This is a genomic window from Corynebacterium halotolerans (assembly GCF_050107895.1).
In the GTDB taxonomy this organism is placed as follows: domain Bacteria; phylum Actinomycetota; class Actinomycetes; order Mycobacteriales; family Mycobacteriaceae; genus Corynebacterium; species Corynebacterium halotolerans_B.
On the sequence record NZ_JBNILW010000015.1, the window covers coordinates 68082 to 83240 of the forward strand.

11 protein-coding genes and 1 pseudogene are annotated in these 15159 nt (G+C 66.0%); 2 read left to right on the top strand and 10 right to left on the bottom strand.

Going from position 1 to position 15159, the window contains the following annotated elements:
• Positions 1-52 precede the first annotated feature (52 nt).
• On the bottom strand, positions 53-586 hold the full coding sequence (locus tag ACQCVD_RS13315; RefSeq protein WP_426824259.1) for a DUF732 domain-containing protein: 534 nt from the start codon (positions 584-586) through the stop codon (positions 53-55).
• On the bottom strand, positions 586-2514 hold the full coding sequence (locus ACQCVD_RS13320) for an alpha/beta hydrolase-fold protein (protein ID WP_426824260.1): 1929 nt from the start codon (positions 2512-2514) through the stop codon (positions 586-588). The genes ACQCVD_RS13315 and ACQCVD_RS13320 overlap by 1 nt, the downstream gene beginning before the upstream one ends.
• Positions 2515-3182: 668 nt before the next feature.
• Between ACQCVD_RS13320 and ACQCVD_RS13325 the strand changes: the two genes are divergently transcribed.
• On the top strand, positions 3183-3863 hold the full coding sequence (locus ACQCVD_RS13325) for an SDR family oxidoreductase (RefSeq protein WP_426824261.1): 681 nt from the start codon (positions 3183-3185) through the stop codon (positions 3861-3863).
• Positions 3864-3985: 122 nt separating this feature from the next.
• On the opposite strand, the gene ACQCVD_RS13330 is transcribed toward ACQCVD_RS13325, so the two are convergent.
• From ACQCVD_RS13330 to ACQCVD_RS13350, 5 genes are all read right to left on the bottom strand, one after another.
• Positions 3986-5014 carry an alpha/beta hydrolase gene (locus ACQCVD_RS13330; protein WP_426824262.1) on the bottom strand — a complete coding sequence of 343 codons (1029 nt, stop codon included), beginning with the start codon at positions 5012-5014 and terminating at the stop codon, positions 3986-3988.
• Positions 5015-5263: 249 nt separating this feature from the next.
• Positions 5264-7219, bottom strand: a complete 1956-nt coding sequence (gene zomB, locus ACQCVD_RS13335; protein WP_426824263.1) for a flagellar motor control protein ZomB — start codon at positions 7217-7219, stop codon at positions 5264-5266.
• Between the two features lie 829 nt (positions 7220-8048).
• Entirely contained in the window at positions 8049-9035 is a 987-nt protein-coding gene (locus ACQCVD_RS13340) for a decaprenyl-phosphate phosphoribosyltransferase (RefSeq protein WP_426824264.1), read from the bottom strand.
• Positions 9032-9544, bottom strand: a complete 513-nt coding sequence (locus ACQCVD_RS13345) for a phosphatase PAP2 family protein (RefSeq protein WP_426824265.1) — start codon at positions 9542-9544, stop codon at positions 9032-9034. The genes ACQCVD_RS13340 and ACQCVD_RS13345 overlap by 4 nt, the downstream gene beginning before the upstream one ends.
• Entirely contained in the window at positions 9537-11519 is a 1983-nt protein-coding gene (locus ACQCVD_RS13350; protein ID WP_426824266.1) for a glycosyltransferase, read from the bottom strand. The genes ACQCVD_RS13345 and ACQCVD_RS13350 overlap by 8 nt, the downstream gene beginning before the upstream one ends.
• Before the next feature lie 254 nt (positions 11520-11773).
• Here ACQCVD_RS13350 and ACQCVD_RS13355 point away from each other — a divergent pair, with 254 nt between their 5' ends.
• Positions 11774-13285, top strand: coding sequence for a DUF5129 domain-containing protein (locus ACQCVD_RS13355; RefSeq protein WP_426824267.1), 1512 nt, complete (start codon positions 11774-11776; stop codon positions 13283-13285).
• Between the two features lie 70 nt (positions 13286-13355).
• On the opposite strand, the gene ACQCVD_RS13360 is transcribed toward ACQCVD_RS13355, so the two are convergent.
• From ACQCVD_RS13360 to ACQCVD_RS13370, 3 genes and pseudogenes are all read right to left on the bottom strand, one after another.
• A complete protein-coding gene (locus ACQCVD_RS13360; protein WP_426824268.1) occupies positions 13356-13997 on the bottom strand; it encodes a low molecular weight phosphatase family protein in 642 nt (213 codons plus the stop codon).
• Between the two features lie 303 nt (positions 13998-14300).
• Positions 14301-14855: a phosphatase PAP2 family protein gene (locus ACQCVD_RS13365; protein ID WP_426824269.1), complete on the bottom strand. Its 555-nt coding sequence runs from the start codon at positions 14853-14855 to the stop codon at positions 14301-14303.
• A gap of 133 nt (positions 14856-14988) precedes the next feature.
• Positions 14989-15159: pseudogene (locus ACQCVD_RS13370) on the bottom strand (IS5/IS1182 family transposase); the annotation flags it as partial.

Genomic DNA, 15159 nt, shown 5'->3' on the forward strand with positions numbered 1-15159 from the left:
CAGGACCAGCACCACCAGGACGGCGAGCACCGTCAGAACTTTTCTCATTTAACTAGCAGTACGCTGACCGGGCGACAGAATCAATCAGCGATGTCGCCTCCTCATGCGACAGATCGGTCTTGCCCTGTTCGATCAGCTGCCCGGCGACCGCCGGCAGGATGACACTCTCCGAGTCCTGCGCCGCGGCGTCGCAGACCGTGTTGGCGGCCCCGATGAGCTGCTCCTCGACACCGGCGACGTCGATCCCGCCCTCGCCGATCTCCTCCAGCAGCGCCTCCTCCTCAGGACTGCGCTGCGGGGTCTGCTCGGGGATCTCATCGATCTCCTTCGCCGCACCGTCCTCCGGCTGCGGCTCGGCCGGAGCCGCGCCGCCGGGGGCCTGCCGACTGGATTCCGTGGTGCTGGACGAGGTGGATTCGGATTCCGTCTCGCTTTCCGACGCCTCGGGACTCTCCGAGGAGCGCGTCGTCGGCGCGACGGAGCTCACGTCGTCGTTTTCCACGGTGGCCCCACCGCCGCAGGCTGACAGGGTCAGCGCGGCGAGGACAGTGGCCACCATGCCGGTGTGTTTCAGCGAACGCTTCACTAGCGGGGATCCTCCTCGATTTGGCCGTTGATCTGGCGGATGGTCCCGTTCTCGAACTCGACCTCCTCGCCGCCGCCCCGGACCGGCGCCTGGTCCGCGACCGGGAAGCCGAAGTCTCCCCGCTCCCAGCCCTGCTCGCCCCAGGCGTCGAAGATGGCGCCCTTCATGATGACGTGCGCGCCGGTGCTCGGCGACCAGTAGAGGTAGCCGTTGTCGAACTCCTGGAAAGCACCGCCGTTGATCTTGATCTCATCGCTGGCGGGGTACCCCAGGGTGGAGTTGACGGTGTCCAGCTCGCCGTACTTGTCGGCGATGACCCCGGTCAGCCAGTGGTTGTCCCCCTCCGGGGTGCGCACCACATAACCCTTCTGGAACTCCTGGACCAGGCCGCCGTTCGTCTCCACGGCCTCGCCGGTCGGGTAGCCGAGCTTGCCGGTCTCATAGCCGGTGGTGCCCCAGTGCTCGAACATGTCGCGCGGGATGGCCTGGGCGCCGGTGGACGGGGTCCAGTAGATCGAGCCATTCTCGAAGTGGACGTACCTGCCCACGCCGTCCGGGGTGGTCTTCTCGCCGGAGGTGGGGAAGCCGAGCCAGGAGCTGGCGCCGCCGAGCTCGGAGTAACGGGCGTTGATGCGGCCGAACAGGGCGTGTGCGCCGGTCTCCGGGGACCAGTAGGCGGTGCCGGAGCGGAAGTCCTGGGCCTTGCCCTCGCCGTCGGCGACGTCGTACTCGTTGTTCACGCAGGTGCCGATGTCACCGTTGGAGGTCACTTCCGCGATCGCGCCGACCGGGGCACAGTCCGCCCCGCGGTCCGCCTCGGGGATCTCCAGGGCGTTGGCGATGTAGGGCCAGGCCTGGGTCATCTCGTACTGCCAGTACTCCCAGGAGTGCACGCCGGAGGGGCGGAACTTGGAGATCACGTCCACACCGGCGTTTCCGGCGGCGTTGACGAAGGTCTGGGTGGTCATCCGGGCCAGGACCTCAAGACCGATGCCGGCGTAGTTGGCCGGGCCGTTGGCCACGGAGCCATCCTGGCCGTAGTCGTCACGGCCGTTGCCCGCGGAGACGTAGACCGTCTTGTCCTGGAGTGCCTCGATGCCGAGCTTCGGGTCGTGGTCGATCCAGTCCTGGGAACCGAACTGGCCCCACATGGCGGTGGAGTCGTATCCACCGGCGTCCATCTGGGCCGCGGCGATCGCCTGCGGCATCCCCAGGCTGGTGGTGTCCAGGTAACCGGAGAAGGAACCCACGAAGTCGAAGAGGTACGGGTGGCGTTCGGCCAGGTTGACTGCGGCGGTGCCGCCCATGGACAGGCCGACGACGGCGCGGCGCTGGTTGGAGCGGAAGCCATTGTCGAGCACCGGGACCAGCTCCTGGGTCAGGAAGGTCTCCCACATGTAGTGCTTGCCGTTGTTCGGCTGCTGCCAGTCCGAGTAGAAGGAGGACTCACCGCCGACGGGCAGGATCACGTTGACGTTCTTGTCGGCGTAGTACTGCTCGATGTTGGTCTCGATGGTCCAGCCGGACTCGTCGTCCCGCGCGCGCAGGCCGTCCAGCGCCCAGACCTCCGGGAACTCCCGGTCCGGGTTGGAGTGCCAGTCACGGGCCAGCAGCATGTGCACCGGGATCGGCTCCTCCGGCATGGCGGCGGAGTTGATGAAGACCGCGACGTGGCGGTTGGTGTACCACTCGACGCGATCCACGGACACGCCTTCCGGCAGCCCCTCGATGTCCGGGTACTCGGTGCTGAGGGTGGAGCGCTCCGGCGGCGGACCGCTCTGGAGGTAATCACTCAGGCCGTTCGAGCCGGAGCTCTGGGCAACGGCGGCGGGTGCCAGGCTCAGACCGAGAGCCAGGGTCGTGGGAACGGCGGCAGCTGCGATCCAGAGGGAACGCCGCCGGGCAAAACGGGATGCGGTGTCGCGCATGTATCTGTCCTTGTGAATAGAGATGACGGTGAGCAGACCTCGGCCCCCACGGCGGAATCAGACAGACACGGCGCAGAACACTGCGATGCGTGACGCAAACCAGGGTTCCGGAAGTTCCCCTCTTCCGGAACCGGTTTCACGCCACCCGGCACGGGATCACCGATCCGCGGGCACCTTATGTGATTGTTATATTGTTCCTCGCCACAGTTGGCTGATCCGTTACATATGTGGGTATGCAGTGAATCAATTCCCTGCGGTTCGCTATCAAGTTTAAGTTGAACTTGAGACTTTGGGAAGTGACGCGCCGGACACCGGGGGTGTTATCCGGGATATTTCCCATCACACCGGCCACTCCCCCACCTTCTGACGTTCCAGCGGAGGAAAAGGTTCCCGCCACCCCCGCCCAGGTTTCTCCGCCGCCGATAGGCTGGCCTCACCCCGCCGGGAAACCCCCGGACGTTGCCTCGGAAGCCGGGGAATCCGCTGGGTGACACGGCTGCGGGAGTGTTGTGTCAGTTTCGGGTGACAAAACCGACACATTGCTTCGGCAGCAGCGTCACCCGTTCGCGTGCCGCGGTTCGAAGGGACGAATTTTTCGGGGCACCGCGGGCCCGGCGCCACGTCCGGAGCCCTTGAAGGCCGGCGGAATACGAACAGAAGGAGAAGACATGGCGACAGTGACGATCATCGGCGGGCACGGCAAGGTGGCCCTGCGCGCCGCACCGCTACTCAACGAAGCGGGGCACACCGTACTCTCCGTGATCCGGAAGGAGGCGCAGGCCCCCGACATCGAGGCCGCCGGGGCCACCCCGGTCGTCGCCGACGTCGAGCACCTGGCCGTCGCAGCGATCACCGAACTGCTGGCCGGCAGCGACGCCGTTGTCTGGAGTGCGGGCGCCGGCGGCGACGGCGCCGACCGCACCTGGGCCATGGATCACGACGCCGCGATCCGCACGATGTCCGCCGCCCGACAGGCCGGCATCCGGCGCTTTGTCATGGTGTCCTATTTCAACTCACACCTCGTGGACGGCGCGGTTCCCGGCATCAGCGAGGACGACGGCATGTACGCCTACTACAACGCCAAGTCCCGGGCCGACGAGCACCTGCGCACCGACACCGACCTCGAGTGGACGGTCCTCGGCCCCTCGGCACTGACCCTGGAAGAACCCAGCGGGAAGATCACGGTGGACAACTCGGGTGAGCACCGCGACCTCGATGTCCCGGCGACATCGCGAGGCAACGTCGCCGCCGTGATCGCGGCTGTCCTCGACGAGCCCGCAACCATCCGCCGGACCCTGTCCTTCCACGACGGTGGTACCCCGATCGTCGAGGCGGTCGCCCAGCCCTAGCGGCGTGACCGCCGGGCCACTACGCGCGGTGACACAAAAGACAGACCCCGCTGCCCGGGGATTCCGGGAAGCGGGGTCTGGTACTGCTTCAGCTGCCGGGCGCTGCGCGCGGCCGGGCCTTGTTACCAGGCGTTCATCACGTCGAGGACGCGGCCCTTGGTCTGCTTCATCTGACCGGCGAAGTTGGTCCAGTTGTGGATGCCGGTGGCCGGGTAGTTCTCCGCGATGTTGAGCCCCTCGGCCTTCGCCTTGAACGCCCACGCCGTGGTGGTCGCGCGGGACAGCATCTCCAGCGGCATACCGGAGGCGGTGTACTGGATCGGGTAGTTCGCGTCCTGCGGTCCGGGGATGCCCGTGGCGGCGGAGATGTAGATGTCATCCATGCTCTGCAGGCCACCCATGTTCAGGAACGGATCGTTCTCGAAGCGGCGCGGGCTGACGATCGAGCCGTACATGGCATTGAGGTTGAAGCCACCGGCGTCCAGCAGCGCCACACGCAGCATGGTCTGCATGCCGGGCAGCGTGGTGGTCAGGTAACCGGACCAGGACAACACCTGACGGAACTGCTCCGGGTGCTTGGCCGCGATGTTGAGGGCAGAGGTGCCGCCCATCGAGAGACCCGCGATGGAGTTGTTGCCGGGGTTCACGCCGAAGTGCTGCTGCAGGTAGGCCGGCAGCTCCGAGGTCAGGAAGGTCTCCCACTGGTAGTTGACCGGGTTGTTCAGGTCATAGGTGGCGGGGCCCTCCCAGTCAGCGTAGAAGGAGGCGGCGCCGCCGACCGGCATCACGAGGGTGATGTTGGAGTCGGCGTAGGTGGCCGGTGCGCTGGTGTCCACAGTCCAGGCGCTGGCGTGGTTGGTGGCGCGCAGGCCGTCCAGGAGGTAGAAGCCTGCGTTACCCCCGCGGGCGGCGGGCTGGACCTGAACGGTGATGTTGTAGCCGCTGGCCTCGGACCACACGTCACAACGCTGGACCCACCACTGGTGAGCATCCCATTCGCACATGCCGGTGGCGTCGGGACGCAACCATCCGCGGTTGTCGGCTGACGCCTCACCAGCGCCCACGACCATCAGGCCCAGGGCCATCACCACGGCCACAAGGGCCGCGATGGCTTTACGCCCCAGGGCGCTCACTCCAGTCGTAGATGTCATTTCTCTCCTCGGCTCAGTTTCACTTCGGCTCGACTCGGTCCACCCCTCACCGGGCGAACGCTAATTCACACTGTCCTCTTATCGGGCGACAACAAGCAGACGTTACAGCTCACTCGAACTATTTAGCCCGATCAAAGCAGAACGACAGCGGGTCGCCCCTCAAGTCTGGTGCCAGCGTAGACCATTAAGCCACGAAATACTTACTCGTTCGTTACCAGACCGTGATGATGTGGGCGGGTATCTAGCCCACTACCTCCGCTGATCCGTGGCAATAGAAGTGGGCCACATTATTTGCGGAATCTCAGAATCCGCCCCTTCTTGCCTTGCCGTCAGGTAGTCCTCAGGATCATCACTGAACTCCAGAGTGCGCCCCTCCGTGAAGGCGAACCTGATATTGCCGAAGAAACGATCGGCCGTCAACGGGGCGCGGTACACCTCGAAGAGCTCCACAAAATCGGGCGTGCGCAGCACGGGACGGGCCAGCTCCGCCGTTTCAGGTTTTGTCCACGACGGCAGGGCCGCGAGGTCGGTCGCAGACTCCGCCGCCTGCCAGGCCACCGGGAGCCGCTTATCGTGGCCGATCCGGCCGTCCTCTACCCGGGGCTGGCGGGCTGCCAACGGATTGGCCAGCCCCATATTGTCCACCACCCGGATGTCCAGCGGAACATTCATGCTGGTCATGCCGAGGTTGAGCATGGAGACCGTCGGCGGGATGTACTGCAGATCAGACTGTTCTGCCATCCGGGGGATATGGATCCAGGAGTAGCGCTCCGGATCGCTGGACACGGCGATCTGCACCATCAGGCCGGAATTCTCCTCGCGGGCTTCGGCGGCCACCTCGGTGAAGTCCTCCATGATGGGAGCCGCCAGGAAATCCGTGGCGACCAGCGGCGGATCACCCGGTTCCCGCTCGGTGGCCTGGGTCCAGAATTCCCGTTCATCGACGATCCCGAGTCCTCCCGCGCTGTCAGCGATGGGATGCTCATAGTCCCCCAGGGTGGTGATCAGCGCCCAGCCACCGAGGAACACCGCCGCGATGGCCAGCCCCAGATCGTGCCAGAGCGAGGGGCGAGTCAGATCGAAGACGGGAACCGCCGCCAGCGGCAGCAGAATCGCGAACAACGGCAGCAGAAGCATCCTGCCGTGCATGAAGTCCCCGCCCACACGGATCACGTAGATGAAGTGGACCAGGGCGCAACCGATGATGAGGATGGTCACTCCGGTGCGGGACCGGGCCCCGAATCGGCCCGTCCGCGCCTCGAAGTGGGAGGGTTCCTCCGGCAGAAGTGTGGGATAGGTGGCGCGCAGGAGCAGAAGTGCGCCCACGAGGAGCCCACCGGCCAGCGCCAGCCACAGTGCATAGGGTTCCGTCAGGTTCTGCACGTACTCCCACCCGCTGGACCAGGCCGCGTCACTGGCGGACTTGGCCACCGCGGTGTGTGGAGTGAGTAACCCGTAGTAGCCCATCCGGAAGATCTGGTAGGCGGCGGGCACCGGGAGCGCGGACGCCAGAATCCCCAGCATCACCTTCCAGTTCCTGGCCGTCACCATGAGCAGGATGCCGGCCAAACCGCCGTAGAGGGCTAGTTCGGGGCGTACCAGCCAACTGAGACCGCACCAGAAGGCCAAGAGGTAAACGGGCCAGTCCAGGCCGACGTGACTGGAATGTCGGGAACGTCGGGTCGGGGCAGCCCAGCGGGCCAGGAGCAGCCAGAGCACGGCCAGCCAGAAGATCGACAGCCCCCACTCCAGTCCCGAGGTGGCGAAATCGCGGGCCGGTGGCAACGCCAGGTAGACGATGCCTCCGAGCGGCACGAGCAAGAGTGCCTGCTGCTGGCGGAACAGGGTCAGGGAGCCGAGCACGGAGATCAACAACGCGGCCGTCGTCAGGATCAGGGCCAGCCACATGGCGATGATCTCGAGACGGGCGTCGGTGAACAGCGCGAAGAACCAGATCAGGTACTGCCACAGCGTGGAGGTGTTGGCCTCCACGCGCTCACCTGCGTTGAACACCGGTCCGTTTCCCGCCAGCAGGTTGCGGACGGTGCGGAGAACAATCAGCCCGTCATCAGAAATCCACCGGCGGGCCCAGCCACCCCAGAAAGCCAGAATGGCGATCACCAGGGCGCTGAGCAGACCTGTCGCGCGCGTCAGTGAGATGCGCTGCCACGCAGGCTGTTTCCCCCGGGAGACCGATGTTGTCATGGGCGTTAATGCTAGCACCGGGGTCTTGGTACTCCTTTCTGGCTCGCACGTGGAGCCAGACGAGGTGGTCCCGTGGTGAGCAGCACGGCGGCCGAGGACACAACTTGGGGTGTGGCCAGGCCATTTCCGAGCGGGCTCAATTTTCCCCGGTGATTTCCGACTGGAGTGGCCTCTCCCCAGTCTGTCGCTTTCTTCTGCCGGCTGCAGGAGGACGACGCAAACTCACCACCGATATGCCTGCCCCTGACCTTGGCTGAAAGACCAAGGCTTCCAGAACCAGCGTGACCGAACCCCGCCGGAATCTTGTGATTCAGCGCCAACACCCCGAAAACCGGCAGCACTCGGCCAATCAGCACGCCACTGAAGCCGGCTGAGCGCCCAGGGCTTCCAGAACCAGCGTGACCGAACCCCGCCGGAATCTTGTGATTCAGCGTCAATATCCCGAAATCCGGCAGCACTTGGCCAACCAACACACCACTGACATAAGCCCATGTGGTTTCTTCACCACAACCGGCCGATATGCCTGCCCCTGACCTTGGCTGAGCGACCAAGGCTGCCAGAACCAGCGTGACCGAACCCCGCCGGAATCTTGTGATTCAGCGCCAACACCCCGAAAACCGGCAGCACTCGGCCAATCAGCACGTCCCCGGCCTCAACCCCACGAGGTGGGCCGTAATCAGACCGGGTTCCTGTCCACGGCTCTGGCCCCAGCAGCCGATCCACCTCTGCCTAGAATCCGCCCCTACAGCAGCCACGCAAAGATCCCCCGGGGAGGACAACCTCCCCGGGGGATCAGTGGCAGCTCGTCAAAAACGGCTACGGAAACCAGCTACACGAGTGCCGGCACCACGTACACCGCCAGCACGATGCACAGGATCCAGGCCACGGCGAGCAGCTGCAGCACGCGGTCGGACAGCGCCATCTCATCCGGGGCGCCACCTTCACCACGGTCCACGTCTGCGGCGAAGCGCAGCACGGCGATGGTGAACGGCACCATGGAGATCTGGTACCAGACAGCTGCGGCGCCGTCATGCTCACCGGCGAGCTGGAAGCCCCAGAGTGCGTAGCACATGACCACGGCGGTGGCCGCCAGGGTCCAGACGAACCGCAGGTAGGTCGGGGTGTAGCCCTGCAGGGACTTGCGGATCTTGGCGCCGGTGCGTTCGGCGAGCAGCAGCTCGGCGTAGCGCTTGCCGGCCGCCATGAACAGCGATCCGAAGGCCGCGACCAGCAGGAACCACTGGGACAGGACGATGCCTGCGGCCACACCACCGGCCATGGCCCGCAGCATGAAGCCGGAGGAGACCAGCGCGATGTCGATCACCGGCTGATGCTTCCAGCCGAAGCAGTAGCCCAGCTGCAGGGCGATGTAGACCCCCACCACGATCGCCAGGCCGAAGCCGGACGATGCCAGGAAGGACAGACCGACCGCCAGGATGATCAGCACCACGGACATGATGTAGGCCAGGGTCACCGGCAGTACACCGGCGGCGATCGGACGGAAACGCTTGGTCGGGTGCGCACGGTCGGCGTCGACGTCCCGGGCGTCATTGATCAGGTAGATCGAGGATGCCGCCAGGCAGAAGACGATGAACGCCAGCAGCACGTCGAGCAGGGTGCGGGTGTGGAACAGGGCGTCGGCACCGGCCGCCAGCGGGGCGGCGACCACCAGGACGTTTTTGACCCACTGTTTCGGCCGCAGGGCCTTGAACATGCCGTCGACGAGGTTCTTCGGCGGCTTCCGCTTCTTGCGGTCGTCGATGCCTTCAGTGTGTGGCTCCGGACCGCCGAAGAAACCAGGATTTTCCGTGGTCACGCGATTCGCCTCTCTACTTCTTTCACGACCTTCGCCGTCGCGGCACCCAGGGCCGCACCGGCCAGAACATCGGTCGGGTAGTGAACTCCAAGGACCATACGCGACGCCATCATCACCGGCACACCGGCCAGCGGCCACCTGCTGCCCGTCAGGTCAGCCAGGCTGACCAGGGCCGCGGTGGTGGAGGTGGCGTGCGAGGACGGGAAGGACAACCGGGAGGGCGTGCCCACCCCGACGGTGATGCGGGGATCATGCGGGCGTTCCCGGCGGACCACGCGCTTGATGGCCACCGAAGCCGCATGGCTGGTGAAGGCCGCGGCCCCCAGAGCCAGCCACTGCCGACGACGTCGCTTATCCGCGGCGGCACCGGCGGCGCTGAGACCCAGCCAGCCCAGGGAGTGCTCGCCGAAGCGGCTCAGCGTGCGGGCGGCGGGCAGAATTCCCGGGGCGTCGAGAAGCACGCGCTGGATGGAGATCAACGCGTCCACCTCACGGGAGGATTCAGTCATTGAAGATCTCCCCCCAGGACGCCCGGCTGGTCAGTTCCGGCTGGGCGGCGCGGTAGGCGGTACGCATCTCGTCGAACCGCTCAGCCACCTCCTTCTGCAGCCGCAGGGTCTCGGTGAGCAGCTCCTTGGCCAGCGCGCGGTCGCGCTTGCGGTAGACCACGCCGTTGTTGCCGGCGGTGGTCACGGTGGCGCCGTCGAGACGGGAGAGGGAGAACCAGCGGGCCTCGGTCGGGGTGAGATTGGCCTGTGGGACCGCGTGGTGCCGGTCGTCCGCCGGGGACAGGGAGTGTTTGAGTCCCTTGGCCAACCAGCCGATCTTCTTGATCTTGGCCAGGCGGCCGCCGATGTCCCTGGTGGGCACACCCGGCGCACCGGAGGGCTCGGGCAGCTCGGCGGCGGACGGGATCACGCGGGCGTCGGAGAATTCCTTGCGCAGGGCGTTGATGCGCGGCAGGGAGGTCTCCAGGATGTCGAAGAGCTGGTCCGGGCCGGCGAGGAAGTCCCTCATGGCCTCGATCTGGATGGCCAGGGTCGAGTACTCCAGGCACATCACGTGCTTGAAGGTGGACTTGCGCATGGACTTGATCAGGCCGTCGACGGGGCCGTCGTGGTTCAGCGCCGCGACGATCAGACGGTTGCGCAGGTGGAAGTAGGCCTGCCAGTCGATGGCGTCGTCCTTGTCTCCCCAGGACATGTGCCAGATGGCCACGCCGGGCCAGGTGGCGGTGGGGAAACCCGCCTTGCCGGCGCGCAGGGAGTACTCGGTGTCATCCCACTTGATGAACAGCGGCAGGGGCTGGCCCAGCTGTTCCGCCACCACGCGGGGGAACATGCACATCCACCAGCCGTTGTAGTCGACGTCGATGCGCCGGTGCAGGTCGCGGGAGTGCTTCGCATCTGGGTTCTTCGCGTCCTCCGGCTTGCCGCGGTAGGACAGCGGGTACTCGGCGAAGTTGTGGTCGTACTCGGAGTGCGGGGCGGCCGACCACATGAAGTCGGCGGGGTTGACCACCTCGCCCATGGAGCGCAGTTCGGCGCGGTCCTGCAGGTTGAGCATCTGACCACCGACGATGATCGGGGACTTCGCGTAGCGGGCGACCTGGATCGCGCGCAGCACCGAGTCCGGTTCGATGGCGATGTCATCGTCCATGTAGAGGATATAGGGGCTTTCGGCCTTGCCGGCTGCGCCGGTGCCGTCCACGCCGCCCAGGGCTTCGAACATGATGCGGGAGTAGCCGCCGGAGCCGCCGAGGTTGCCCTGACGGAACTCGTGGAAGCGCTCGCCGAAGTGGGCGACCACCTCGTCATAGCCGGGCTCGTCGGCCGGGTGCTTGGTGCCCTGGTCCGGCATGAGCACGGCGTCGATGGCGGCGTCCACGGTCGGATCGGAGGCCAGGGCCTGCAGGGCGGCGACGGCGTCGGTGGGCCGGTTGAACGTGGGGATGCCGACGGTGGCGCGGGCCTCGAAGGGGCCGACCTGGGAGCCGTCGGGCATGGTCTGCGGGCCGGGGGCGGCGTCGGCGTACCAGCCGGCCTCGGTGACCACGGTCTCGGTTTCGGCGGCGATGTCGAACCACAGCCAGCCGCCGTCCTCGAACGGTGCCAGCGAGAGGTCGAATTCGGCGGTGTCATCGCTGACCAGGGCGCCCTCGATGTTGACGCGGGTGCCGTCGATCTTGGAGCGGTAGACCTCCACCCGGGCGGTGCCGGTGATCTTGAGCTTGAGCACCACGTTGTCCAGCTGGGACCAGCGGCGCCAGTAGCTGGCGGGGAAGGCGTTGAAGTAGGTCTGGAAGCTGACCTCTGAGCCGGCGGGGATGTTGACGCTGAAACGGTCCTTCCAGGTCAACCGATCACGGTTGTGCTCGGCCTCGATGAGGTAGAGCATGCGGACGTCGTGCGGTTCGCCGCGCTTCGGGAGGAGGATCCGCTGGAGCTGCTCTACGGCCTTCGACGTCTGGTCGCTGTCGCTCACGTTTGGTTCCACTGCCTTTCGAGGACTCGACTGGTTTCCGGCGCGGGTCGCGACGGTATCGACCCACCAGCGTACTGGGTCGGGCCGTCAGCTCCATTCCGGACACGCAACCATGCGACCAAGAACACCCTGATGGCCTGGTCGGAACCCCGCTGAGAACGTTTCCTGGCCGCGACAACAAAATGGTCACGACCTGCCGGTTCGGGCAAAACTGCTCCTGACACGGAGCCCCTGACCCGGTAGCGTCTGTAGGTATGGCACGAGCAGCCCGAAAAACCCAGTCCCGCACCGCTGCCACCCGCTGCGTGTTCCGCGTGGGAGCACTCTCCGCAGCCGTCGGCCTGACCGCGCTGAACGGCGTCGGCCTCAGCGTCGCAGCCGCTGCGGTGGTACCGGAAGACGCGGGTGTTCCGGGGGTCTCACTGCAGGCCCAGGCCCCCGCGGTCGCCCAGGTCGACGTGGAGGTCTACAACCCGGACGGTGAGCTGACCCAGGAGGACATCAACTTCCTCAATGACGCCACCGCGGACATCGACCTGCCCGCGACGGTGCAGACGGTGGACTACCTGCTCCTCGCCGAGAACGACGACAACTTCAATGATTCAGTCCTGGAGTGGGCACTGGACAACGCCCCGGAACTGCTCAATGACACGTCACTGCCGGTGGCGGACATGAAATGGGCCCCGGGGCACCTGATCGTCGCGGTCGGCCTGGATCCGCACCGGATGGGCGTCTACGCGGGGGACGACGTGGCCGACACCCTGGACTTCTACGGCGAAGGCCGGAATGAGGGGATGACTGACGCCATGCGGGAACCGTTGCGCCAGGAGAACTGGGCAGCGGGCCTGGTCGCCGGCACCCGGGCGGCCGCCGACACCTCCGTGGTCACCGAACCCGCCGAGACGCCCTGGGGGTGGATCGGCGCCGGAGTCGGCACCGCGGGCGTGATCGCCGCCGGGACCGGGGCCTGGGGTGTGGCGCACGCGAGGAAGAAGAAGGCGGAGACGGCGCGGGAACGCTTCGATTACGTCTCCGCGAACTACGGCCGGCTGGCCCAGGAGCTGGACGCCATTGACATACGCGCCCACTCCCTGAGTTCCCCGCTGGCCAATGATGCGCTGCGCACGCAGTGGGAGGACGTCAAGACCCGCTTCCTCGGGCTGCACGACCAGATGGATGCCCTGGGCGAACTGAACGCCGCTGCCGAGGACAAGGAATTCCGGGACAGGGCCGAGGAGATCGGGACGGCCCACGAGACCGTCACCCAGCTCGAGACCGCGGAATCGAATATCGAGCGGTTGGCCAAGATGGAGCACGGGGACGCGGACACCCGACGCCGCGAGCTGACGCGCCTGCATGAGGACGCCCTCGAGGCGGAGGTCACCGCCGACAAGGAGGACGCCGCGCTCTCGCAGCGCCTGCGGGAACTCGACGAGCGGGTGCTGGCCCTCCGCGAGGATCTGGGCGCCCCCGACTTCATGGACCATTACGCGGGGCTGATCGCGGATGCCCGGGTGCTCAATGAGGCGGTGCAGGAGAAGATGTACCGCGATCTCGAGGAGGCCGAGGAACACCGGGCCCCGACGATCTACCAGTCCGGTTGGCAGCCGGGCATCGGCTACCACGCCTACGTCCCCTTCGCGGTGGTCAGCTCGTGGCACGCCTCCGACACCGCGGCCGCCTCCACCGCGTCGAGCTCCGGCAGCTCGGTCAACACCAGTTTCTCCTCCGGGTTCTCCGGCGCCGGTGGCTCAAGCAGCTTCTAGCGCGGTGGGTGTCCAGCCATGACGAAACCCCGGCCACCCTTGTCGGGGAGCCGGGGCCATCGGACCACGTCTAGGCCGCTTGCAGGTCACCTGCGGTACGGGCGGTCATCGGGACGCCCATGTCAATGAGCAGGTTGAAGACCTGCATCTCGATCTGGTCGCAGATGGTGCGGACCTCACCCAGGCTCTTGCCGGAGGGATCCTCGATGTTCCAGTGAACATAGCGCTTGCCCGGATGGGTGGGAGTTTCCTCCACGCCCAGCAGGACGATGACGTCGGCGGCATCGACGGTGCGCCGGCCCGCCTCACGCAGCCCCTGCTGCGGAACAGTCAGCCCACGCTCGTCCAGCACCCACTCGACCTTGTGGTCGATGCCGTTCTCCGGGTGCGTACCCGCCGAGGTGGCCACCACCCCGTTGTCGGAGAGGTGGCGGGCGATCGCCACCGCGTACTTGGAGCGGCCGGCGTTGCGCTCGCTGACGAAGAGGATCCGCTTGCGCGGGGTGCCGATGTCACCGGTGGTCCAGATGTGGTCCTGGATGAGCTCGGCGGCCTCCCGGGCCACGAGGACGGGCAGGAATTTCGTGACGTGGGCTGTAGAGGTGTGTTCTGCAATCACACTCTCGAGAATGGAATCGATGGTCTCGGCGTCACAGACATGGCCGAAACGGCTGTAGAGGTCCTGACGCACGGTGTCGAACTTGCTGATCATCTCGTGATCACCTACTTCTTTCTCATCACAAGGGGAGGGCGCGACCCGCATTGCCAGGGTTGCGCCGCGACTTCTTTTGGTTCCCCGTTGTTAACCTGCAGTTAACTTTACACGAGATTCAGAAAAGCGCAAGCAGTTCCCGCAGGTCAGCGTCATATATGTTTTTCCGAACAGGTAAACCGGCAGGTCAGGACGGCGTGAAAACCCCCGGAAAAGTGCTGACAGGACACAATGCATCGCCGAAATCGCGGCCCCGGAGCCCTTGGGGGAACGTATTTCAAACGGAAGGTTAACACTTGGTGTCTAACTGGTGCCCCCCCCTGGCGGCACCCTGACCGGCTCCCGGAAGGCCGGCCACACGCAGCCCAGGAACACCGCCACCAGGAGCGGCACCACAACCCCCACGACCGCCCCGACCAACACGTCCGAGAGCCAGTGAACTCCCAGATAGAGACGGGTGAACATGACCGCCACCGCGTTCAACCACACGAGAAGCACCCACCAGAAGCGGACAGCCACCACGGTGGTGACGGTGGCCAGGGCGACCGCCCCGGTGGCGTGACCGGAAGGCATGGCCCCGCTCACCTCAGCGACCAGGCGGTACTCCTCGGGCGGCCGGGGCCGGTCAAAAACAGGCTTGAGCAGGTGGGTCAGCGTCACCGCCGCCCCGATCGCCACCGCCGGGTAGGCGACGCAGAGACGTCGCCCACCCAGGGAGAACCAGAGACGGGAGAGGCCGAACAGTACCGTGGCCAGCACGATCCAGCGCGGACGGAACAGCTCTGACCACACGGCCAGCAACCCCGTCAGCTCGGGCGAGCGGAGCGGAAGCATCCATCGCCAGACCACCTCATCCATGACGGTCCAGAATAGCGGGTACCACCCCACCCCGGAGACGACGAAGGGCCGCCGGGAAAAAATCCCGGCGGCCCTGCAGATTCAGTGCGCCGTGGCGCGGTATCTCGTCGGACTAAGAGATCGCGCGGATAGGTCAGGGTCGTTGGGTCGGGCGAGTCTCCCAGCGATAGGTGCTCAAGGCTTCCCGGACCAGCCGGCGGACAACGATCACGGCGTTGGCTAAAGAAATGAACGCTTCAATGACCCGGATGCGACGTTCGGTACACACCTGCAGTTTCCTGAACCCGCGGTTGTGCCACGAGTT

Bases quoted from the DNA above. Each gene is read 5' to 3' on its own strand.
- ACQCVD_RS13360 (WP_426824268.1), bottom strand. From the start codon at position 13,997: ATGATCAGCAAGTTCGACACCGTGCGTCAGGACCTCTACAGCCGTTTC.
- ACQCVD_RS13320 (WP_426824260.1), bottom strand. From the start codon at position 2,514: ATGCGCGACACCGCATCCCGTTTTGCCCGGCGGCGTTCCCTCTGGATC.
- zomB (WP_426824263.1), bottom strand. From the start codon at position 7,219: ATGACAACATCGGTCTCCCGGGGGAAACAGCCTGCGTGGCAGCGCATC.
- ACQCVD_RS13365 (WP_426824269.1), bottom strand. From the start codon at position 14,855: ATGGATGAGGTGGTCTGGCGATGGATGCTTCCGCTCCGCTCGCCCGAG.
- ACQCVD_RS13355 (WP_426824267.1), top strand. From the start codon at position 11,774: ATGGCACGAGCAGCCCGAAAAACCCAGTCCCGCACCGCTGCCACCCGC.
- ACQCVD_RS13330 (WP_426824262.1), bottom strand. From the start codon at position 5,014: ATGACATCTACGACTGGAGTGAGCGCCCTGGGGCGTAAAGCCATCGCG.
- ACQCVD_RS13325 (WP_426824261.1), top strand. From the start codon at position 3,183: ATGGCGACAGTGACGATCATCGGCGGGCACGGCAAGGTGGCCCTGCGC.
- ACQCVD_RS13345 (WP_426824265.1), bottom strand. From the start codon at position 9,544: ATGACTGAATCCTCCCGTGAGGTGGACGCGTTGATCTCCATCCAGCGC.